Raw genomic sequence first — 20,005 nt, 5'->3', positions numbered from 1 at the left:
TGTGGAATTGGGCCGTAATGCCGCAAACCGATCGCGGCAAGATAGTACCCCCCAATCTCGAAGTCAATATTTAATCTCGAGATTATGGGAGGCCCTATATTTTTCACGCTCAGCTAAAATTCATACCACGACATTTTTCATCAATCGAGCACTCATGCGCGACAAGCATGTCTCCACGGTGAGCGACGGCGACATCGTCCCGGAGCCGAAGACCCTCGTCGAGGCCGCCTATCTCCGGTTGCGGCGCGACATCATCGAAGGCGTCTATGCGCCGGGAGAAAAGCTGCGCGTCGAACATCTCAAGGACCAGTACGAAGTCGGCGCCGGCACGCTGCGCGAAGCGCTGCTGCTGCTCGTCACCGACGCGCTGGTGGTGGCCCAGGGGCAGCGCGGCTTTCGCGTCGCACCGATCTCCATCGCCGACTGCGAGGACATCAGCCATACGCGCGTACTGCTCGAAACCGAAGCACTGCGCCAGTCCATCGCGCGCGGCAACGACGCCTGGGAGGCGACGCTGGTCGCCGCCTTCCACCGCCTCACCCGCGCCGAACAGAAGCTCAGCGACAACGACGAAGCGACGACGGAAGAATGGGAGCGCTGCAACCGCGCGTTCCACGAGGCGCTGATCGCCGCCAGCCCGTCGCGCTGGATACGGCACTTCCAGCAGATCCTCTACCAGCAGTCGGAACGCTATCGGCGCGTGAGCCTGTTCAAGCAGCCGATCACGCGCGACATCCACTCCGAACACCACGCCCTTTTCGACGCCACGCTGGCGCGCGACGGTGCGCGGGCGAGTTCCATCCTGTCCGAACACATCCTGCGCACCCTCGATGCGGTGAAACGCCTTCCGCTCGAGTTCTTCACCCGCGGGGGCAACAACAACCACGGGTGACACGGCACCATCCCGCAAGCGCAAAAAAAGCGGCCCGAGGGCCGCTTTTTCATTAAACCGGCAATCAATCAGGAGAATCGGTTGCTGGATGGACTCAAAGCCGCTTGATCTAGGACCTGGGCGGATGCGTGCGTTGGCTTGCGGCTTGCCTGATACGGGGAAGATTGACTTCAAGCCAATCCGCAAGCGCGGCGACATGCGCGGCCGCTTCCTCCCCCAGGGGGGTCAGGTCGTACTCGACGTGCGGCGGGACAACCGGATAGGAGGTCCGGCGGACCAATCCGTCCGCCTCCAGGCGCTGCAGCGTCTGCGCCAGCATTTTCTCGCTGACTCCGCCGGCCTTTCGACGCAACTCGCTGAAGCGCAAGGTGCCATCGCGCAATGCGATCAGGCACAGAACGCCCCACAGGCTGGTGATGTGGGAAAAGACTTCGCGCGATTCGCAATTTCCGGAGCCGATGAAGAGATCCCCGCGCCGGACGCGCGAGGTCAATGTCCCTTCATCCAAGGTTTGGGCAGAAGCCTCGGAAAGCGGGTTGGCGCCAGGGTGGCTTTTCATACTAACCCAAGGGTGCGTACTTACTGGATGGAATGAACGGGATTAAGGTGCAGCGCAAGTCACAAGTCAACTTTCCGGATCTTAGAAAGAGAGGTTCCCAGGCATGAAATCCATTCGTTTGCGCAGCCCCTTTGGCCTGGAGCATGTCGAGCAGGTCGAACTGGCCGATCCCGGCGTGCCCGGACCCGGCGAAATCCGCGTGCGCTTGCACGCCAGTTCGCTCAACGCCCATGACCTGGCGGTGGTGCTGGGGCAGCTTCCGGTCGTCGACGGCCGCATTCCGCTGGCAGACGGCGCCGGTGTGGTCGAGGCCATTGGTGCCGGAGTCAGCGAGTTCGCCGTGGGCGACCGGGTGGTTTCGACCTTCTTCCCGCCCTGGCTGGCCGGCGAACCACAATTTGCCGGGTTCGCGCACACGCCCGGTGACGGCATCGACGGCTATGCCAGCGAAGTGACCGTGCGCCCCGCTACCGCCTTCACGCATGCACCCAAGGGCTACAGCCACGTCGAGGCGGCCACGTTGACCACCGCCGGCCTGACCGCCTGGCGGGCGCTGGTGGTCGAAGGCGGCATCAAGCCCGGCGACACCGTGCTGCTGCTGGGCACCGGCGGTGTTTCCATATTCGCCCTGCAACTCGCCAAGGCGGCGGGCGCGACGGTGCTGCTGGCCTCGTCTTCGGACGAAAAACTCGAACGCGCCCGCCAACTGGGCGCAGACCACCTCATCAATTACCGCAAGCAGCCGGAATGGGCTGAACGGGTGCTGGAGATCACCGCCGGACGCGGTGTCGATCTGACCGTCGAGGTCGGTGGCCCCGGCACCCTGGCGCAGTCGATCAAGGCAACCCGCATCGGTGGTCGCATCGCGCTGATCGGCATGCTCACCGGCTTTGCCGGCGTGGTGCCCACCATCGAACTGATGGCGCGCCAGCAGCGCATTGCCGGCATCGGTGTAGGCAGTCGCCAGCACCAGATCGAACTGGTGCGCGCCCTCGACGCCACCGGTATCCGGCCGGTGATCGACCGCAGCTTCGCCCTGCGCGACATCGCCGATGCTTTCCGTCTGCAACAGGCGGGAGAGCACTTCGGCAAGATCGGACTGGACTACGCACTTTGACCTGCTTTTCAACGGTGGCCGCCTGATCCAGCGAGACGGCCCCTGCCTTCAACCAACAGAGGAAACATGATGTCCAACGCGCTCTACACCACCTCCGCGCTTTCCACCGGCGACGCCCGAAATGGCCATGTTCGCAGTGAAGACGGCTTGCTCGATCTCGATCTCGTTCATCCCAAGTCCCTGGGCGGCGCCGGCGACAAGACCAACCCGGAACAGCTTTTCGCTGCCGGCTACGCCGCCTGCTTCCACTCGGCGCTCAAGCACATTGCCCGAAGCCGCAAGATCACCCTGGCGCACTCGGAAGTAGAGAACCAGGTCAGCCTGCACCAGGCGGAAGACAAATCGTTCTTCCTGAGTGCCGCCCTGACAGTACGCCTGGGCGGCGTCGATCAGGCCACGGCCGAAGAACTGGCCCGACAGGCGCACCAGACCTGCCCCTATTCCAATGCGGTGCGCGGCAACATCGACGTGGCGCTGAACGTGACGGTGGAATGAGCCGGCAAACATCAGCAGCAATGACCCAAGGAGCAATGAACATGGCAAAGATCATCGTGATTGGCGGCAACGGCTATGCCGGCTCGCACATCGTGCGCGAGGCCGCTGCCCGCGGCCACGAGGTGGTGTCGCTGGGCCGTTCGCAGCCGGCCGAGCCGGTACCGGGCGTGCGCCACGAGACCGGCTCGGCGGCTGACCTGGAAACGCTCGAACGCGTCATCGCGGGCGCGGACGTGGTGGTGGGCGCGCTGTCGCCGTTCCAGCCCGGCCTAGCCGCGCAATTCATACCGATCTACCGCGCCGCGCTGGCACCGATCGCCCGGGCCGGGGCGCGCTTCGTCGTCATCGGCGGCTTCAGCGGGCTGCGTCCGGCCCCCGGTGCGCCGCGCTTCATCGACAGCGGCGACGTGCCGCCCGAGTTCCTCGACGGCGCGCGTGCGACCCATGATGCGTTCGATCTGCTGCAGGCCGAAGCGCCGCAGGCACTGGACTGGCTGTTCGTCAGCCCGGGCGCGCAGTTCGGCGCCTTCGCGCCGGGCGAGCGGCGCGGCATCTACCGCAAATCGGGCGATGTCGCGCTGTTCGACGCCGAAGGCAAGTCCGCGATCGGCGGGGCGGATTTCGCGCTGGCGGTCGTCGACGAGATCGAGTCGCCGACGCTGCGGCGCGGCCAGATCCATTTCGCCTACTAGCAAGCGCTGAATCGCTCGGCCTGGCCGCAGCGCTGGCGCGGCGGCGGAGCTGTCTACGGCACGGCTGTTCCCGCAGGAGCGCAAACGCCTGTGATCGGGCACTTCTCGATCGGCCACAGCGACCCGCCTGCACCCGATTTCGCCACCCGCACCACTGGCGTCGCGCTGCTGTGCACCGACGACGGCCAGGAATGGCGCGTGGCGATGAACAGCGTGCCGTATTTCGTTCCGCCGCTCAGGAAACCACGGTCAGGAAGCGCTCGTTGAGCTTGCGGTCGTGATAGAAGATGCCCGGGCCGACCTGGTCCCACGTCCACTTGATGGCCTTGTAGTCCGGGTAGCCGTCGTAGCCGCCGCAGAAGGTCTCGAAGCGGTTGCCGGACGGGTCGAACGCGTAGATCGTGGTGCCGCGGGTGATGCCGTGGCGGGTCGGGCCGATGTCGATCGAGATACGGTTCATCGACATGATGTCCGCCGCGCGCAGCACCTTCTCCCAACTGTCCAGCTTGAAGGAGATGTGGTGCAGCTTGCCCGGCTCCGGATGGCGCACGAAGGCGATGTCGTGGGCCTTGATCGAACACGACAGCCAGATGGCCAGGTCGGTCTTGCCGTCTTCCATGACGACGTGCTCGACCAGGTAGAACCCGAGCACCTTCTCGAAGATCTCCTGGACTTTCTCGATGTCCGGACCGTACAGCAGGCAGTGGTCCATGCGGGTCGGGGCGATGCCGCGCTCGGCATCGGCGATCCACGGGTCCGGGTTCACATAGGCTTGGCCGTTGCCGATGTCGGTCTTCTCGGCGTAAAGCTCGATGAAGTGGCCGGAGGGGAGCTTGAAGCGCACGCGCTCACCGGTCTCGAGCATCTCGCCGGCCGCAATGCGCTCGGTGGCCAAGCCGTAGGCCTGCAGGTCGGCATCGAGCTTTTCCAGCGTGGCCTTGTCGGCCACCTTGAAAGCGAAGAAGTCGATGCCCGCGTCCTCCGCCTCGCGGATCAGCACGCTGTTGTGGTCGCGCTCGTCCCACGCCTTGAAGTAGACGCGCCCCTGGCCGTCTCGCCCGGTCTCGACGAGACCCAGCGTGTTCTTGTAGAAATTGATGCCTTCCTCGAGATCCAGCACGCGCAGCGAGATGTGGCCGGGACGCAGTACGCCAGTCATTGCCATGGATTTCTCCTCCAGAAATTGACTCGTCCGGCCTTTGGCCAACCGGATCGAGCCGGGTTACAAGCGATCGAAAAACGCCCGAAAATCATAGCCACAGGTTCAAGCCGCGCGGAAAAAATCTCGATATTTCTTGATAAAACTCAAATGTTCCTGAAAAGCGGGCTGCGCACCTGCTGCACGTCCGCCGCCGAGAAGAACTTTTCCGTGTAGATGTCGCGCTCGAACAGGCGGCCCTGCATCAGCGTGGTGATGCAGGCATCGATCATCATCGGCGGGCCGCACAGGTAAGCCTTGTGGCCGCGGAAATCGTTGTCGAAGTGCGCCTTCGCCGCCTCATGCACGAAGCCGCGGAAACCGTTCCAGTCCGAATCGGCGGGCTCGTCCGACAGCGCGGGCACGTAGGTGAAATTCGGATGGCGCCCGGCCAGGGCCAGGAATTCGTCGTGGTAGTAGAGTTCCGTGCGGTTGCGCTGGCCGTACACCAGCGTCATCGGCCGCGTGTCGCCCGCCTCCAGCAGGTCGGCGATCATCGAGCGCGGGCTGGACAGCCCCGAGCCCCCCGCCATGAAGAGCAGCGATTCCGGCGCCGACTTGCGCACGAAGAAGCGGCCATAGGGGCCCGACAGCTTCACGCGGTCGCCGACCTGCAGCTTTTCGTGCACCCAGGTGGTGCCGCGGCCGCCTGGCACGATGCGGATGTTGAGTTCCACCGCACGGCCGGTCGAGGGCGGGTTCGCCAGCGAGAACGCGCGGCTGTATTCGCCGCCCTCGAGGAAGAAGTTGATGTACTGGCCGGCCTGGAAGTGCATCGGCTCGTCGGTCTCGATGAACACGCCCTTGATCGTGGGCGTGAGGCTCTCGATGCGGGTCACGGTGCCGGGGAAGTCGCGCACCGGGATGGATTCGGCATCCGGGTCTTCCTCGATCTCGGCCTCGATCGTGACGTCGCTCTGCAGGCGCGCACAGCAGGCCAGCGTCTTGCCTTCGTCGCGCTCGAAGTCCATCAGCGCAAAGCTGGACGCTTCGCCGTGGTCGACCTCGCCGTCGATCACGCTCACCTTGCAGGTGGCGCACAGGCCGTGGCAACAGGCGTGCGGCAGCCAGATGCCGGCACGCAGCGCGGCATCGAGAATGGTCTGGTCGTCCTCGACCTCGATGGTCTGGCCGATGGGTTCAATGGTCAGTTCGTAACTCATGGTTCTCTTCCGTTCTCTCTGTCGTCGGTCCGGCATGCGGCGGCGACCGGCTCGCGCGGGTCGCCGCCGCTGCGGTCGATCAGCTGCAGGAACCCTTGATGCCGGTGAGGCCCGGCGTCCGGAAGCGGATCGCGTCCTTGTGCTTGAGGCCGTTTTCGGCCAGCGACTTGTCGAAATCCGGCGAAAAGGGCTTGCCCGATTTCAGCCACTCGGTCTTCGCCCAGTCGATCTGCGAGAACTCGGGTGGTAGCCGAACGCACCCGGCAGCACGTTGGAGACGATGTCGCCGAAGCGCATCGTGGGCGGGAACGGGAACGCGAACGGCGCGCAGAACAGAAGGTGGTCTTCCCAGCCGATGTACATCAACTGGGCACCGTGGAACTTGTCCTGCGTGTCGGCAGGGGCGAACTCGTATTTCGAAACGGCAACAGCGGCCATGTCGTTGTCTCCTTGATCACTTGAAGGCCGCGGGCGCCGGTGCGCCCGCGGCGTGCGGCATCAGACGTTCTTGGTCGCCTGGCCGCGCCATTCGGCGAAGTTCTTCTTGTCCTCGGAAATGTCGAAGTCGAGGTTGTCGCGGCCGAACTCCAGGTTGTAGTACTTGAGCACCGCGGCCAGCGGGTCGAAGCCTTCCGCGGTCGGATCGGTGCCTTCGGGGAAGCAGTTGCCCTGGTAGATCTGGTGCACCGGCAGCCAAGACTGCACGTACTTCTCCGGCTCGTGCTCGAAGATCGCCTTGCAGTGGTCGGAGCAGAAGTGATACTTCTCGCCCTTGTAATCCACTTCGCGGTAGCAGATCTTGGTCGGGTCGCCCGGCTCGGTGAAGAGCATCGGGATCTGGCAGGTCTGGCACAGCATGGGCAGCGTCTTGTTGTAGAAGCGGTTGCCCTTGGCGGCCTGCTCGCGCCAGAACTCCATGCGCGGACGGTAGTACTTGTCGTAGCTTTCCGGGTACTTCGACGACAGCCAGTCCATCTCGTCGTCGTCCGGCATCCAGGTGTGGAAGTCGGCCGCGGCGGCGTAGTTGTAGAAGGTGCTCCATGCCTGGTGCGACAGGTGGTCCTTCTCAAGGGCGATCTGCTCCGCGCACTGCGGCATCTTGATGCCGTAGCGGGCCAGGTCCTTGAACAGCGCGCCGCCGTTCTCCTCGAAGTACACCTCCCAGGCTTCCTTCCAGCTCATCGTGCGCTTGGGCAGCATGTAGTCCATCATCATCGCCACCAGGGTCAGCACGCGATAGCCGCGCCAGGTCCACTTGTCGATCCAGCGCTGGACGATGGGCACGTTGTCCGGGTCCTGCTCCAGGATGAACTTGATCACTTCCAGGCCCAGCGTCATGTGGCGGGCCTCGTCGGACTGCGCCGAGAAACCGAAGGTCATCGTGCCCATGTCGCCGTTGTAGGCCGCGCCCGAGACGAAGGGCACGAACAGCAGGTTGGTCAGCACGTACTCGAACGAGAAGCCGATCGCCACCATGAACTCGAACGGGCCGGCGGTGACGGCATCGTCGAAGAAGGACTTCGGCACCGACAGGTACCACACGCGGTCGTGCATGTGATGGAAGTCGTGCAGGCCGTTGTAGTACTTGTTGTAGTTCGACACCGCGTGCACCTGGGTCTGCGCGTGACGCATCTCGTCCAGCGACTGCATCAGGCAGGCCACGCGCGGGCCGGGGCCGGGGAACTGGCGGCCGGCATGGGCAAAGCCGCGGTGCGCCATGTATTCCAGCGGGCTCACGCCGGTGAGGAAGAGCTTCACCGTGTTGATGTAGCGCGCGTCGGTGACGTTGAGGTGGCCGTTGTTCTGGTTGTAGGCGTCGATGACCGCGTACAGCTTGCGCTCCTTCTCGGCCTGGTACTTCCAGTAGGCATCCATCGTCAGGCGGAACGGGTCTTCCCACTTGTCCCAGTCGTGGATCTTGATGCCCTCGTAGGCGACGTAGGGATAGATGTCCTCCATCTTCTGGTACGACGGCGCCCAGTCCAGGCCGCGCGTCATGACCGCATAGCGTTCCTTCAGGCCGAGTTTCTTCTTGGCGACTTGCATGTCCATGTGTTGGGTCTCCTCTTGGGTCAAGCCTTCCAGAAAAGGCGGATTTCGTCGTCGGTCTGGTCCAGGTTGCCCGACATCGTGATCAGGTTCACCTGCAGCGACTGCAGGTCGTACTCGCTGCCGGTGATCTCCTCGATCGTCTCGCGGCGGACCACCAGTTCGCGTTCGGCGTTGATCTTCACCATGGCGGGCTGCTCATCCACCACCGCCGTCGGGTTGTCCTGCAGGATCGCCTCGATGATCGGGCGGGTTTCTTCGTTCGTTTGCAGCGCGATGAATACGGTCGACATCCGGATATCTCCTCAGAGGGCCACGCCGGCCTTGGTCATGCGGGCATTGAACTGCTGGACGACGTCGGCCATGACCTCGTCGGTGCGCTCGCCCAGGGCGATGCGCGCCACCGGCAGCAGGGCCGCGGCGGCACGGTCGCGCCACCCGGTGATCCACCTGGCCGCCAGTGCCTTGTTCTCGGCCGACTCCGCCGCCGCCGTCTTCACCGTGGCATCGACCCACTTCTTCGTCTCGGCGAACCAGTCGGTCATGAACTGGGTGAGCATCGCCACCGCCGTGCCGCCCTGCGACGAAAGCACGTCGTCGATGATGGTTTCATACACCAGCGGATACAGCAGGCCGTCGAGCACCACGTTCTGGACGAAATACAGCTCCATCGGATCCTTGATCACGAAGCTGTCCTCGACGTAGCGGCGCAGCCCCTGCCAGGCGTCGTCTTCCAGCCACGCCTTCTTGGCCTCGTCCAGCACGTCGATGTCGCCCAGCAGCAGGCCGACGCGGGTGATGTACTGCGCGATGCCGAGCTGGTCCATCGCCTGGTAGATGCAGGGCTGGGTGATGCCGGCGCCGTAGGCATAGGCACAGACGGCCGCGTTGTTCATGTTGGAACCCCAGGCCACGTGGCGCAGCGGCACCAGCAGCTTGAGCACGGTGTCGCGCACCGCTTCCGGCAGCGTCGCGGCCAGGCCACGGTTCTCGACGAAGTCGAAGTTGGCCTCGGCGGTGTCCTGCTGCTTGGCGCGCGCCATGGTGTAGGCGCCGTAGTAGAACTGGCGCGGGTCCTTGAACGCGTACCAGTCGGCCATCTTCAGCGCGGTGCGCGCCGGATCGAAGATCTCGTACTCCGGGTCCCAGGTCGGCCGGTAGTGGAAGTTGTCGGTCGCCTGCATGTCCAGCGTCCCTTCCTGGTAGCGGGACGCCGGCTTGTCGCCGCCGATGCGGCGGGCGATGTGGTCGAAGGTGTGCCGCAGGGGCTTGATGGACACCGTGCGCAAATCGATTTGCATGAATTCTCCTCCTGTTGATTGACCGGCGACTCAACGGAATCGCTGATGGGTTGCCTGATGCAGGTTCCAGTCCCACTCGGAACCCTCGGACTCGGCCGACGCCTCGCGCGGCCCGAGGTGAATCACCTCGTTGGCTTTGCAGAACGCTTCGTACGCCTCCTCGGGCAGCAGCATTTCCGCGTAAAGCTCGGGTTCGCCGATGGCGAACTCGAACTCGACGAACCCGTCGGCACGGCGCTCGATCAGGCGCACGTACTTCCGGGACAGGTCTACCGTGGGTTTGTCTTTCTCCATCTGCGGGCTCCGTCTGTTTTGGTGCAGTGGCGCTAGCCACGCAGACCTATGAATCAAGGTCCGTGCCAGATTTTTCAAGTTCTTGATTCAAATCAAAAACAGCGGCTCCAACGGGATTCGGTTGAAATTTCCATCTTTTCTTGAATGATCAAATGATCAAACCGGCCCCATCACTTGATCAAATGATCGAATCAATTTTTTGCATCGCAACAAAGCCGGCCTTTCACGCCCCTGGCCGGGCAGCAGACCGGACCGATTGGCCACGGAGCAAATTTCGAGATTAATATTCGCTGTCGAGAGATCTTCCGCGCCGGCACAGGACTTCCCCCACGCAGGGTCGCCCGGCCGCGTGTTATAAGAACCGGATGATCGGGAGGCCGGCCTGCGCCGTCCGGCGCAAGACAAGGCACGAAAAACCCGCGTTCGACGGGATGAGGAGGAGACAGGCTTGAGCAGCATCCGGTACCCGGAAGATTCCGATCTCAGGCGCTTGCTGCGCTTTTCCAGCGAAGACAGCCTGATCTGGCTGGGCGAGCACCGGATGGTGCTGCTGCATGCCGGCGCCCTGGCGGAACTGCGCAAGGAGCTGATCGAGTCGGTCGGCACCGAACAGGCCCGCCGCATCCTCACCCGCATGGGTTTCGCCTCCGGCATGCGCGACGCGGAACTGGCGCGCAAGGTGCGGGGTGCCGGCGACCTGGTCGACGCCTTCGTCGTCGGGCCGCAGTTGCACATGCTCGAAGGTTCGGTCCAGGTCGAGCCGGTGCGCCTGGAAGTGGACATCGACGGCAGGCAGTTCTACGGTGAATTCATCTGGCGCCATTCGTGGGAGGTCGAGGCGCACGTCCAGACCTTCGGCGAGGTGGACCATCCGGTCTGCTGGATGCAGATCGGCTACGCATCCGGCTACACCACGGCCTTCATGGGCAGCTTCATCCTCTTCAAGGAAGTCGAATGCGCCGCCACCGGCGCGGCGCACTGCCGCATCGTCGGCCGGCCGGTGGACGAATGGCCGGACGCCGATTCGCTGCGGACCTATTTCGAGGCCGACTCCATCGTCGGCCGCCTGCTCGAACTGCGCGAAGAAATGGAAGCGATGCGCCGCAGCATCGCCTGTCGCAACAAGGTCCCCAACCTCATCGGCAACTCGGCCACCTTCCTGCACGCCTACGACCTCGCCGTGAAGGCCGCACCCACCAGCGTCACCGTCCTGCTGCTGGGCGAGACCGGCGTGGGCAAGGAACGCTTCGCGCGCGCCCTGCACGACCTCAGCCCGCGCCACGACGGCCCCTTCGTCGCGGTGAACTGCGCCGCCCTGCCCGACGAACTGATCGAATCCGAACTCTTCGGCGTCGAGCGCGGCGCCTTCACCGGCGCCCACGCCTCCCGCGCCGGAAAGTTCGAGCGCGCCGACGGCGGCACCCTCTTCCTCGACGAACTCGGCGAACTCCCGCTGTCGGCGCAGGCCAAGCTGCTGCGGGTGCTGCAGGAAGGCGAGATCGAACGCCTCGGCGACGAGCGTTCGCGCAAGGTCAACGTCCGCCTCGTGGCGGCCACCAATGTGAACCTGCAGGAAGCGGTCGCCGACGGCCGTTTCCGCCGCGACCTGTTCTACCGGCTCAACGTCTACCCGATCACGATCCCGCCGCTGCGCGAGCGCATTGCCGACATCCCGCCGCTGGTGGATGCGATGGTCACCCGTTTCTGTACCCTGCACGACAAGCGCGTGGCCGGCATCACCGACAAGGCCATGCGCGCGCTCAAGGCACACGTATGGTCCGGCAACGTGCGGGAGCTGGAAAACGTGATCGAGCGCGGCGTCATCCTCGCGCCGCACAACGGCTGGATCGAAGCCGAGCACCTCTTCGTCGGCGCCATCCCGCGGGAAGACACCGCCCACTCGTCGGTGAGCAAGGAAGGGCGGCTCGAGAGCAGGCCCGCTCACGGCGCACCTGCCTCCCTCGACCTGCCGGACGCGGTGCTGGATTCGGGCATCGCCCTGGATGCGCTCGAATGCGAACTGCTGCACCGCGCGGTGGAACGCGCCAAGGGCAATCTCTCCGCTGCCGCCCGCCTGCTCGGCATCACCCGCCCGCAGTTGAACTACCGCCTGAAGAAGAACACCTGAGCCGGTTGCCGGTTCAGCGCGCCTTGCGCACCGCCACGGAGTAATCGCCCACGCCGCTCGCCCGGTTCCAGTGGCGCACCTGCACGAAGTACCCGCCTTCGACCAAGTCGGCGGCGATGCGCGCGTTCGCCGCAATGCCGGAATCGTCATCCTCGGCGACGAGCGCCGTCTGCGAATCGGGGCCGAACAGCTTCATATAGGCCACCCGCTCCCGAAGTGCCAGATCGCAAGCCGCATCACAACTGCATCACGTACTCCGGCCGGACCGGCAGCCCCAGGCGGCGAAGATCGCTCTCGAACTCCAGGTGGAAGATGATGTGCCTGTCCATCATCTTCGCCTCGCGGCACAGGCTTTCCAGGTTGGCCCGAAGGCTCTCGAGCCGCCAGCGCTGCGGGCGCGAGAAAAGCGCGCAAACGGCGTCGTTCCAGCGCCAGGCACGCGGAAACTCGTCATCGATGCCCTCCGGCTCGACCAGCCGCATACGGCTGAACGCCTCCGCCACGTCCCACTGGGACAAGTAGCGCAACAGCCGGGAAGCATCGCAGATGATCAGCGTGAAAGGGTAGCGCATGGCGCAAGACACGAAGCCCGCCGCGAAAACCCGGCCGCCCCGCTTCATGACAAACACGAGCGCAAGTGTGACAGAAAAATATCGTCGCCGAGACTGCGGGTGCCCCGATCCGGGCACGGCATGCCCGCCGCCTCGAATCCGCACTACCACGTCCTGCGGCATATCGGGCCGGCTCTTCCGGCATGTCCGCCGGCAGCATGGCGTGGGCTGCGACACTTCGCACGGACCGTGCCGGCCGTTGCCGCTACCCTGTTCGCCAAGCACGTCCTCCGCTCAGGACTTTCGCATCATGCCTCTCTGCATCGAGCCCTTCTTCGACCCTCCGTCGGCCACCTTCAGCTATGTCGTCTTCGAAGCCGACGGTACCGATTGCGCCATCATCGACTCGGTGCTCGGCTACGACCTGTCGTCGGGGCGCACGTCGACCGATGGGGCGGAACGCATCGTCGCCTTCGTCCAGGCGCATCGCCTGCGCGTGCAGTGGCTGCTCGAAACGCACGCGCACGCAGACCACCTGTCGGCGGCGGCCTACCTGCGCGAGCGGCTGGGCGGCAGGATGGGCGTCAGCGCCCGCATCGCCGAGGTGCAGGAGACCTTCCGGCACACCTTCAATCTCGAACCCGGCTTCCGCGCCGACGGTTCCCAGTTCGACCACCTCTTCGGCGACGGCGAGCATTTCCATATCGGCGCCGTTCCGGCCGTCGCCATGCAGGTGCCGGGCCACACGCCGGCCGACCTCGCCTACTGCGTCGGCGATGACGCGGTGTTCGTCGGCGACACGCTCTTCATGCCCGATGTCGGCACCGCCCGCTGCGACTTCCCCGGCGGCGACGCAGCCATCCTGTACCGCTCGATCCGGCGTCTGCTGTCGCTGCCGCCCGATACCCGCCTCTACGTGTGCCACGACTATCCGCCGGCCGGGCGCGGGCCGGATTGCGTATCCAGCATCGGCGCCCAGCGCGACGGCAACCTCCACGTCCGCGACGGCATCGGAGAAGCGGCCTTCATCGCCATGCGCCGGGCGCGCGACGCCACGCTGGACCTGCCCCGGCTGATCGTGCCCGCCATCCAGGTGAACATCCGCGCCGGCGCCCTGCCCCCGGCCGAGGACAACGGCGTGCGCTATCTGAAGGTGCCGATCGACGTCTTCTGACCGGGGCGTCCCGGCATCCGGGCGTTCCCCGCCCCGGAGCGCACCTCGCCACCGGCGCGCGGCTGCCCGCGCCCGCCGATCGCCCGCGCCTGGCCGAAACTTCGCGCGGAGCACTTGAAATCGGCGCCGGCACCCCCAGATAGGCGGGCGTCGAACGGATCAACAGGGAGCGAACACCCATGCAGGACCCGAGCCAGAACCCCAACCCGATGCCGGAACTCGAACAGCAGCCCGCCGCTGCCGAGGCGCCCGCCGCCGCGACCGACGCCACCCCCGGCACCGCCCCGGACGTCATGCCCAGCCTGGAAGACGCCCTGCGCCTGGCCGAGCTGAAGGCCGCCGAACACCACGACGCCTGGCTGCGCGCCAAGGCCGACACCGAGAACGTCCGCCGCCGCGCCCAGGAGGACATCGCCAAGGCATCGAAATTCGCCGCCGAGAAATTCGCCACCGCGATGCTGCCGGTGAAGGACAGCCTGGAGGCGGCCCTGTCGGTGGAGAACCAGACGGTGGAAAAGCTGCGCGAGGGCGTCGAACTGACCCTCAAGCAACTGGTGGCCGCGTTCGAGAGCGCGAAGGTGGCCGAGGAAAATCCGCTGGGGCAGAAGTTCGACCCGAACAGGCATCAGGCCATCAGCGCGGTCGAGTCCGACGCCGAGCCCAATTCGGTCGTCAACGTGCTGCAGAAGGGCTATCTGCTCAACGAGCGCGTGATCCGTCCCGCGCTGGTGATGGTGGCGAAGGCGAAAGCCGCCTCCCCGCAGCAGTAAGCCCGCGCAGGCCCGGTTTTTTGCGGCGCATCGCTTGAAAGCCGGCCCCGTCCCCCCATATTGAAACCAGACCGGGCGGCCGCGCCGCCCCGCCAGCGAATCCAAACAATCAAAGGATCACACATGGGCAAGATCATCGGCATCGACCTCGGTACCACCAATAGCTGCGTTTCCGTGATGGAAGGCGGCAAGCCCAAGGTCATCGAGAACTCCGAAGGCGCGCGCACCACGCCGTCCGTCGTCGCCTACACCGACGAGGGCGAGATCCTGTGCGGCGCACCGGCCAAGCGCCAGGCCGTCACCAACGCGAAGAACACGCTGTTCGCGATCAAGCGCCTGATCGGCCGCCGCTTCGAAGAGAAGGAAGTGCAGAAGGACATCGACCTGATGCCCTTCACGATCGCCAAGGCCGACAACGGCGACGCCTGGGTGGAAGTGCGCGGCAAGAAGATCGCGCCGCCGCAGGTTTCCGCCGAAGTGCTGCGCAAGATGAAGAAGACCGCGGAAGACTACCTCGGCGAGGAAGTCACCGAAGCCGTCATCACCGTGCCGGCCTACTTCAACGACAGCCAGCGCCAGGCCACCAAGGACGCCGGCCGCATCGCCGGCCTGGAAGTCAAGCGCATCATCAACGAACCGACCGCGGCCGCGCTCGCCTTCGGCATGGACAAGAAGCCGGGCGACTCCAAGATCGCGGTGTATGACCTCGGCGGCGGCACCTTCGACATCTCGATCATCGAGATCGCCGACCTCGACGGCGAGCACCAGTTCGAGGTGCTGGCCACCAACGGCGACACCTTTCTCGGCGGCGAGGACTTCGACCAGCGCCTGATCGACTACATCGTCACCGAGTTCAAGAAGGAACAGGGCGTCGACCTGAAGAACGACGTGCTCGCGCTGCAGCGCCTGAAGGAAGCGGCCGAGAAGGCGAAGATCGAGCTGTCGTCCAGCCAGCAGACCGAGGTCAACCTGCCCTACATCACCGCCGACGCCACCGGGCCGAAGCACCTGGCGATCAAGATCACCCGCGCCAAGTTCGAATCGCTGGTGGAAGACCTGGTCGAGCGCTCCATCGAGCCCTGCCGCGTCGCGCTCAAGGACGCCGGCGTGAAGGTCTCCGACATCGACGACGTGATCCTGGTCGGCGGCCAGACGCGCATGCCGATGGTGCAGGAACGCGTGAAGGCGTTCTTCGGCAAGGAGCCGCGCAAGGACGTGAACCCGGACGAGGCCGTGGCCGTGGGCGCCTCCATCCAGGGCGGCGTGCTGCAGGGCGAAGTCAAGGACGTGCTGCTGCTCGACGTCACCCCGCTGAGCCTGGGCATCGAGACCCTGGGCGGCGTGATGACCAAGCTGATCCAGAAGAACACCACGATCCCGACCAAGGCCAGCCAGGTGTTCTCGACCGCCGACGACAACCAGTCCGCGGTGACGATCCACGTGCTGCAGGGCGAGCGCGAGATGGCCGGCGGCAACAAGAGCCTGGGCCAGTTCAACCTGTCGGACATCCCGCCGGCGCCGCGCGGCATGCCGCAGATCGAGGTCACTTTCGACATCGACGCCAACGGCATCCTGCACGTGTCGGCCAAGGACAAGGCCACCGGCAAGGAGAACAAGATCAAGATCCAGGCCAACTCCGGCCTGTCGGACACCGAGATCGAGCGCATGGTGCAGGACGCCGCCGCGCACGCCGAGGAAGACAAGAAGGCGCACGAGCTCGTGGATGCCCGCAACCAGTGCGATGCGCTGGTGCATTCGACGAAGAAGGCGCTGGGCGAATACGGCGACAAGCTGTCGGCCGACGAGAAGTCCGGAATCGAAGCCGCGATCAAGGAAGCCGAGGAGGCGATCAAGGGCTCCGACAAGGATGCAATGGAGGCCAAGAGCCAGGCGCTGGCGATGGCCGCGCAGAAGCTGGGCGAGCACATGTATGCCCAGGCGCAGGCCGAGGCGGGCACCCAGGCGGGTGCCGGTGCCCAGTCGTCGGGCGGCAAGGCCGACGATGCCGACGTGGTGGATGCCGAATTCACCGAAGTGAAGGACAAGAAGTAATCGCCCCCCCGGCGAATCCTTCGCGGCCGAGCCCCGCCGGAGCCCTGCTCCGGCGCCGGCTCGGCCTTTGCATGACCTGAGCCTGAGCGAAGCACCATGTCCAAACGGGATTACTACGACGTCCTCGGCGTCAACCGCGATGCCGGCGACGACGAGATCAAGAAGGCCTACCGCAAGCTGGCCATGAAGTACCATCCGGACCGCAATCCGGACAACAAGGATGCCGAGGAGAAGTTCAAGGAGGCCAAGGAAGCCTACGAGATGCTCTCCGACCCGCAGAAGAAGGCCGCCTACGACCGCTACGGCCACGCCGGCGTCGATCCGTCCATGGGTGCCGGCGCCGGCGCGCAGGGCTTCGAGGGCGGCTTCGCGGATGCCTTCGGCGACATCTTCGGCGACCTTTTCGGCGGCGGCCGCGGCGGCCGCTCCAACGTCTATCGCGGCGCGGACCTGCGCTACAACCTCGAGATCACGCTGGAGGAAGCCGCGCGCGGCGCCGAGAAGACGATCCGCATCCCCACCGTCGAGGAATGCGGCACCTGCCACGGCAGCGGCGCCAAGCCCGGCACCCAGCCCAAGACCTGCCCCACCTGCAACGGCCACGGCCAGGTGCGCGTGCAGCAGGGCTTCTTCTCGATCCAGCAGACCTGCCCGAAGTGCCACGGCACCGGCCGCATCATCCCCGACCCCTGCCGCGACTGCGGCGGCGCCGGCAGGGTGAAGAAGCAGAAGACGCTGGAGGTGAAGATCCCCGCGGGCATCGACGAAGGCATGCGCCTGCGCCACGGCGGCCACGGCGAACCCGGCGTCAACGGCGGCCCGCCGGGCGATCTCTACGTCGAGATCCACATCCGCAAGCATGCGGTGTTCGAGCGCGACCACGACGACCTGCACTGCGAGATGCCGATCAGCTTCACCACCGCCGCGCTGGGCGGCGAGATCGAGATCCCCACACTCGAAGGCATGGCGCGCCTGAAGATCCCGGCGGAGACGCAGAGCGGCAAGGTCTTCCGCCTGCGCGGCAAGGGCATCAAGAACGTGCGCAGCCACGCCCCGGGCGACCTGATGTGCCACGTGGTGGTGGAAACGCCGGTCAGCCTCACCGAGCGGCAGCGGGAACTGCTGCGCGAGTTCGAGGAAATCTCCAGCGGCAACGCCGACCGCCACAATCCGAAGGCGAAGTCCTGGATGGACAAGGTGAAGGATTTCTTCGGCACCTGAGCCCGCAAGGACTCCCGGACCCGGCAAGACGGCGAGGCCCGCCACCACAAGGATGGCGGGCCTCGCCGTTCATGCTTGCCGCCGGCGCGGCGCCGTGTCAGGCGCGCCGCCAGGTCGTGCCGCCCGGCCCGTCCTCGAGGATGATGCCGGCCGCGGTGAGTTCGGTGCGGATACGGTCGGCCTCGGCGTAGTTCCTGGCCTTCTTCGCCGCGGCGCGGGCGGCGATCTGCGCCTCGATCGCGTCGACGTCGAGCCCGCCCGCGTCCGGCGTACCTGCCTGCAGGAAGACCTGCGGCTCGCGCCCCAGCAGGCCGAGCACGCCGCCGAGCGCCTTCAGTTGCGCAGCCAGCGCCGGCGAAGCGCTGCGGTTGACCTCGTTGGCGAGTTCGAACAGCGCCGCGACCGCCTCGGCGGTATTGAAGTCGTCGTCCATCGCCGCGCGGAAGCGCCGGGCGTGGGCCTCGTTCCAGTCGACCGCCGCCCCGCCCTCCGCCGGAACGTTCTTGAGCGCGGTGTAGAGCCGGGTCAGCGCGTTGCGCGCATCTTCCAGGTGGGCGTCGGAGTAGTTCAGCGCGCTGCGGTAGTGGGCGCGCAGGATGAAGAAGCGCACCACTTCCGGATCGTACTTCTGCAGCACCTCGCGGATGGTGAAGAAGTTGCCGAGCGACTTCGACATCTTCTCGTCGTCGACCCGCACGAAGCCGTTGTGCATCCAGTAATTGACGAAGGTGCGGCCGTGCGCGCCCTCGGACTGCGCGATCTCGTTCTCGTGGTGCGGGAACTGCAGGTCCATGCCGCCGCCGTGGATGTCGAAATGCTCGCCCAGCAGTTCGGAACTCATCGCCGAGCATTCGATGTGCCAGCCGGGACGGCCCTCGCCCCACGGCGAGGCCCACTTCACCTCGCCCGGCTCCTCGACCTTGGCATGCTTCCACAGCACGAAATCCAGCGGATCGTTCTTGTCGGCCGCGACATCGACGCGCTCGCCGGCGCGCAGTTCGTCCAGGGACTTGCCCGACAGCCTGCCGTAGCCCTCGAACTTGCGCACCGCGTAGCACACGTCGCGGCTGGCGGCGACGTAGGCCAGACCCTTCTGCTCCAGGCGCGAGATCAGGCTCTGCATCTGGGCGACGTAGTCGGTGGCGCGCGGTTCGAAGTCGGGCCGCAGCACGCCGAGCGCGTCGGCATCCTCGTGCATGGCGGCGATGAAGCGGCCGGTCAGGGCGTGGATCGATTCGCCGTTCTCCTGCGCGCGGCGGATGATCTTGTCGTCGATGTCGGTGATGTTGCGCACGTAGGTGACGTCGAACCCGCTCGCCCGCAGCCAGCGCGCGACCATGTCGAACACCACCATCACCCGCGCATGGCCGAGGTGGCAGTAGTCGTACACCGTCATGCCGCACACGTACATGCGCACCTTGCCCGGCTCGATGGGACGGAATTCTTCCTTGCTGCGCGAGAGCGTGTTGTAGATCGTCAGCATGTCGATTGGTGAAAGCAACAAAACGGTCGCCGCCCGGCCCCGCAGCGGGAAAGGGATCGCACCGGCCCGGGCGCCGTACTGCGGATGGAGGCTCCACCGGACCGGGCGCCGCAACGGCCTGTGGCGACCGGCGGAAGGATGCGGGTAGAATCCGGGGCTGTCCCGGCCCGCCGGCCAGTGGACGAAAAATCGGGCCGAAGTATAGCACAGGGGCCCGGAACGCCCCGCCCACGCCAGCTTCCGGCCATCTCGGAGACCGCATGAAGAAACAACTCCTCGCCTTCGCCGCACTCGCCTCGGCCGCCCTGTCGGCACTCGCGGCCAACCCCATGGTCGAACTGCGCACCAGCCGGGGCGACGTCGTCGTCGAACTGTTTGCCGACAAGGCGCCGAAGTCCGCCGAAAACTTCGTCCGCTACGTGAAGGACGGACACTACGACGGCACCGTCTTCCACCGCGTGATCGACGGCTTCATGGTCCAGGGCGGCGGCTTCGACGCCTCCATGAACGAGAAGCCGACCCGCGCACCGATCGAGAACGAAGCGAAGAACGGGCTGAAGAACGAGCCCGGCACGCTGGCGATGGCCCGCACGCGGGACCCGCATTCGGCCACCGCCCAGTTCTTCATCAACCTCGTGCCCAACGCCTTCCTCGACTACCCGTCGCGCGACGGCTGGGGCTATGCGGTCTTCGGCAAGGTGGTGAAGGGCATGGACGTGGTGGAGAAGATTGGCAAGGTGCCGGTGACGAACGCGGGCATGCACCAGAACGTCCCGGTTGAACCGGTCGTCATCCAGTCCGCCAGGGTGCTCGAGGGCAAGTGAGCACGCCCTCGCACATCGAACATCGATAATCGACAGACCAAC

At 65.6% G+C, this 20,005-nt stretch carries 20 protein-coding genes and 1 pseudogene; 10 read left to right on the top strand and 11 right to left on the bottom strand.

What is annotated here, in order from left to right:
• Positions 1-154 precede the first annotated feature (154 nt).
• Positions 155-892 (top strand): FCD domain-containing protein, encoded by a 738-nt coding sequence (locus CCZ27_RS04585; RefSeq protein ID WP_096445987.1) that lies wholly within the window; start codon positions 155-157, stop codon positions 890-892.
• Between the two features lie 109 nt (positions 893-1,001).
• Here CCZ27_RS04585 and CCZ27_RS04580 read toward each other — a convergent pair whose 3' ends face one another.
• On the bottom strand, positions 1,002-1,385 hold the full coding sequence (locus CCZ27_RS04580) for a winged helix-turn-helix transcriptional regulator (RefSeq protein WP_269769093.1): 384 nt from the start codon (positions 1,383-1,385) through the stop codon (positions 1,002-1,004).
• Positions 1,386-1,554: 169 nt separating this feature from the next.
• On the opposite strand from CCZ27_RS04580, the gene CCZ27_RS04575 reads away from it, so the two are divergent.
• From CCZ27_RS04575 to CCZ27_RS04565, 3 genes are all read left to right on the top strand, one after another.
• Positions 1,555-2,568 (top strand): zinc-dependent alcohol dehydrogenase family protein, encoded by a 1,014-nt coding sequence (locus tag CCZ27_RS04575; protein WP_096445983.1) that lies wholly within the window; start codon positions 1,555-1,557, stop codon positions 2,566-2,568.
• 69 nt (positions 2,569-2,637) lie between these two features.
• Positions 2,638-3,063, top strand: a complete 426-nt coding sequence (locus CCZ27_RS04570; protein ID WP_096452167.1) for an organic hydroperoxide resistance protein — start codon at positions 2,638-2,640, stop codon at positions 3,061-3,063.
• 41 nt (positions 3,064-3,104) lie between these two features.
• Positions 3,105-3,755, top strand: coding sequence for an NAD(P)-dependent oxidoreductase (locus CCZ27_RS04565; protein ID WP_096452165.1), 651 nt, complete (start codon positions 3,105-3,107; stop codon positions 3,753-3,755).
• A gap of 235 nt (positions 3,756-3,990) precedes the next feature.
• Here the strand turns inward: CCZ27_RS04565 and CCZ27_RS04560 are convergent, their stop codons facing one another.
• The 7 genes and pseudogenes from CCZ27_RS04560 to CCZ27_RS04530 all read right to left on the bottom strand — a co-directional run bounded on the left by CCZ27_RS04560 (position 3,991) and on the right by CCZ27_RS04530 (position 9,760).
• Positions 3,991-4,920 carry a catechol 2,3-dioxygenase gene (locus CCZ27_RS04560; protein WP_096445981.1) on the bottom strand — a complete coding sequence of 310 codons (930 nt, stop codon included), beginning with the start codon at positions 4,918-4,920 and terminating at the stop codon, positions 3,991-3,993.
• A gap of 140 nt (positions 4,921-5,060) precedes the next feature.
• Positions 5,061-6,116, bottom strand: coding sequence for an NADH:ubiquinone reductase (Na(+)-transporting) subunit F (locus CCZ27_RS04555; RefSeq protein WP_096445979.1), 1,056 nt, complete (start codon positions 6,114-6,116; stop codon positions 5,061-5,063).
• 79 nt (positions 6,117-6,195) lie between these two features.
• A pseudogene (locus tag CCZ27_RS04550) lies at positions 6,196-6,479 on the bottom strand (phenol hydroxylase subunit P4).
• A gap of 135 nt (positions 6,480-6,614) precedes the next feature.
• Positions 6,615-8,168: an aromatic/alkene/methane monooxygenase hydroxylase/oxygenase subunit alpha gene (locus CCZ27_RS04545; RefSeq protein ID WP_096445977.1), complete on the bottom strand. Its 1,554-nt coding sequence runs from the start codon at positions 8,166-8,168 to the stop codon at positions 6,615-6,617.
• A gap of 20 nt (positions 8,169-8,188) precedes the next feature.
• Complete coding sequence (locus CCZ27_RS04540; RefSeq protein ID WP_096445975.1) at positions 8,189-8,458, bottom strand: MmoB/DmpM family protein; 270 nt, start codon at positions 8,456-8,458, stop codon at positions 8,189-8,191.
• A 12-nt stretch (positions 8,459-8,470) separates the two neighbouring features.
• Positions 8,471-9,466, bottom strand: a complete 996-nt coding sequence (locus CCZ27_RS04535) for an aromatic/alkene monooxygenase hydroxylase subunit beta (RefSeq protein WP_096445973.1) — start codon at positions 9,464-9,466, stop codon at positions 8,471-8,473.
• A gap of 30 nt (positions 9,467-9,496) precedes the next feature.
• Positions 9,497-9,760 (bottom strand): phenol hydroxylase subunit, encoded by a 264-nt coding sequence (locus CCZ27_RS04530; protein ID WP_096445971.1) that lies wholly within the window; start codon positions 9,758-9,760, stop codon positions 9,497-9,499.
• A gap of 448 nt (positions 9,761-10,208) precedes the next feature.
• Here CCZ27_RS04530 and CCZ27_RS04525 point away from each other — a divergent pair, with 448 nt between their 5' ends.
• Positions 10,209-11,888 (top strand): sigma-54-dependent Fis family transcriptional regulator, encoded by a 1,680-nt coding sequence (locus CCZ27_RS04525; protein ID WP_096445969.1) that lies wholly within the window; start codon positions 10,209-10,211, stop codon positions 11,886-11,888.
• A gap of 13 nt (positions 11,889-11,901) precedes the next feature.
• On the opposite strand, the gene CCZ27_RS04520 is transcribed toward CCZ27_RS04525, so the two are convergent.
• Together CCZ27_RS04520 and CCZ27_RS04515 are read right to left on the bottom strand one after the other, a co-directional pair.
• Positions 11,902-12,084, bottom strand: a complete 183-nt coding sequence (locus CCZ27_RS04520; protein WP_232516561.1) for a hypothetical protein — start codon at positions 12,082-12,084, stop codon at positions 11,902-11,904.
• A 40-nt stretch (positions 12,085-12,124) separates the two neighbouring features.
• Positions 12,125-12,622, bottom strand: a complete 498-nt coding sequence (locus CCZ27_RS04515) for a hypothetical protein (protein WP_157748441.1) — start codon at positions 12,620-12,622, stop codon at positions 12,125-12,127.
• Between the two features lie 127 nt (positions 12,623-12,749).
• On the opposite strand from CCZ27_RS04515, the gene CCZ27_RS04510 reads away from it, so the two are divergent.
• From CCZ27_RS04510 to dnaJ, 4 genes are all read left to right on the top strand, one after another.
• Positions 12,750-13,613 carry an MBL fold metallo-hydrolase gene (locus tag CCZ27_RS04510; protein WP_096445965.1) on the top strand — a complete coding sequence of 288 codons (864 nt, stop codon included), beginning with the start codon at positions 12,750-12,752 and terminating at the stop codon, positions 13,611-13,613.
• Between the two features lie 179 nt (positions 13,614-13,792).
• A complete protein-coding gene (gene grpE / locus CCZ27_RS04505; RefSeq protein ID WP_096445963.1) occupies positions 13,793-14,383 on the top strand; it encodes a nucleotide exchange factor GrpE in 591 nt (196 codons plus the stop codon).
• 123 nt (positions 14,384-14,506) lie between these two features.
• Positions 14,507-16,435 carry a molecular chaperone DnaK gene (dnaK, locus tag CCZ27_RS04500; protein WP_096445961.1) on the top strand — a complete coding sequence of 643 codons (1,929 nt, stop codon included), beginning with the start codon at positions 14,507-14,509 and terminating at the stop codon, positions 16,433-16,435.
• 96 nt (positions 16,436-16,531) lie between these two features.
• Positions 16,532-17,656, top strand: a complete 1,125-nt coding sequence (gene dnaJ, locus CCZ27_RS04495) for a molecular chaperone DnaJ (protein ID WP_096445959.1) — start codon at positions 16,532-16,534, stop codon at positions 17,654-17,656.
• Positions 17,657-17,753: 97 nt separating this feature from the next.
• Here dnaJ and cysS read toward each other — a convergent pair whose 3' ends face one another.
• Positions 17,754-19,139, bottom strand: a complete 1,386-nt coding sequence (gene cysS / locus CCZ27_RS04490) for a cysteine--tRNA ligase (RefSeq protein ID WP_096445957.1) — start codon at positions 19,137-19,139, stop codon at positions 17,754-17,756.
• A 260-nt stretch (positions 19,140-19,399) separates the two neighbouring features.
• Here cysS and CCZ27_RS04485 point away from each other — a divergent pair, with 260 nt between their 5' ends.
• Positions 19,400-19,963 (top strand): peptidylprolyl isomerase, encoded by a 564-nt coding sequence (locus CCZ27_RS04485; RefSeq protein ID WP_096445955.1) that lies wholly within the window; start codon positions 19,400-19,402, stop codon positions 19,961-19,963.
• Positions 19,964-20,005 lie beyond the last annotated feature (42 nt).

Origin of the sequence: Thauera sp. K11, from assembly GCF_002354895.1 — a bacterium.
Lineage (GTDB): Bacteria > Pseudomonadota > Gammaproteobacteria > Burkholderiales > Rhodocyclaceae > Thauera > Thauera sinica.
Note: the sequence above shows the minus strand (reverse complement) of the source record. Positions and strands in the feature narration are given on the sequence as shown.

Coding starts and splice junctions, on each gene's coding strand:
- CCZ27_RS04585 (WP_096445987.1), top strand. CDS start 155: ATGCGCGACAAGCATGTCTCCACGGTGAGCGACGGCGACATCGTCCCG.
- CCZ27_RS04575 (WP_096445983.1), top strand. CDS start 1,555: ATGAAATCCATTCGTTTGCGCAGCCCCTTTGGCCTGGAGCATGTCGAG.
- CCZ27_RS04570 (WP_096452167.1), top strand. CDS start 2,638: ATGTCCAACGCGCTCTACACCACCTCCGCGCTTTCCACCGGCGACGCC.
- CCZ27_RS04565 (WP_096452165.1), top strand. CDS start 3,105: ATGGCAAAGATCATCGTGATTGGCGGCAACGGCTATGCCGGCTCGCAC.
- CCZ27_RS04560 (WP_096445981.1), bottom strand. CDS start 4,920: ATGGCAATGACTGGCGTACTGCGTCCCGGCCACATCTCGCTGCGCGTG.
- CCZ27_RS04555 (WP_096445979.1), bottom strand. CDS start 6,116: ATGAGTTACGAACTGACCATTGAACCCATCGGCCAGACCATCGAGGTC.
- CCZ27_RS04545 (WP_096445977.1), bottom strand. CDS start 8,168: ATGGACATGCAAGTCGCCAAGAAGAAACTCGGCCTGAAGGAACGCTAT.
- CCZ27_RS04540 (WP_096445975.1), bottom strand. CDS start 8,458: ATGTCGACCGTATTCATCGCGCTGCAAACGAACGAAGAAACCCGCCCG.
- CCZ27_RS04535 (WP_096445973.1), bottom strand. CDS start 9,466: ATGCAAATCGATTTGCGCACGGTGTCCATCAAGCCCCTGCGGCACACC.
- CCZ27_RS04530 (WP_096445971.1), bottom strand. CDS start 9,760: ATGGAGAAAGACAAACCCACGGTAGACCTGTCCCGGAAGTACGTGCGC.
- CCZ27_RS04520 (WP_232516561.1), bottom strand. CDS start 12,084: ATGAAGCTGTTCGGCCCCGATTCGCAGACGGCGCTCGTCGCCGAGGAT.
- CCZ27_RS04515 (WP_157748441.1), bottom strand. CDS start 12,622: ATGCCGCAGGACGTGGTAGTGCGGATTCGAGGCGGCGGGCATGCCGTG.
- CCZ27_RS04510 (WP_096445965.1), top strand. CDS start 12,750: ATGCCTCTCTGCATCGAGCCCTTCTTCGACCCTCCGTCGGCCACCTTC.
- grpE (WP_096445963.1), top strand. CDS start 13,793: ATGCAGGACCCGAGCCAGAACCCCAACCCGATGCCGGAACTCGAACAG.
- dnaK (WP_096445961.1), top strand. CDS start 14,507: ATGGGCAAGATCATCGGCATCGACCTCGGTACCACCAATAGCTGCGTT.
- dnaJ (WP_096445959.1), top strand. CDS start 16,532: ATGTCCAAACGGGATTACTACGACGTCCTCGGCGTCAACCGCGATGCC.
- cysS (WP_096445957.1), bottom strand. CDS start 19,139: ATGCTGACGATCTACAACACGCTCTCGCGCAGCAAGGAAGAATTCCGT.
- CCZ27_RS04485 (WP_096445955.1), top strand. CDS start 19,400: ATGAAGAAACAACTCCTCGCCTTCGCCGCACTCGCCTCGGCCGCCCTG.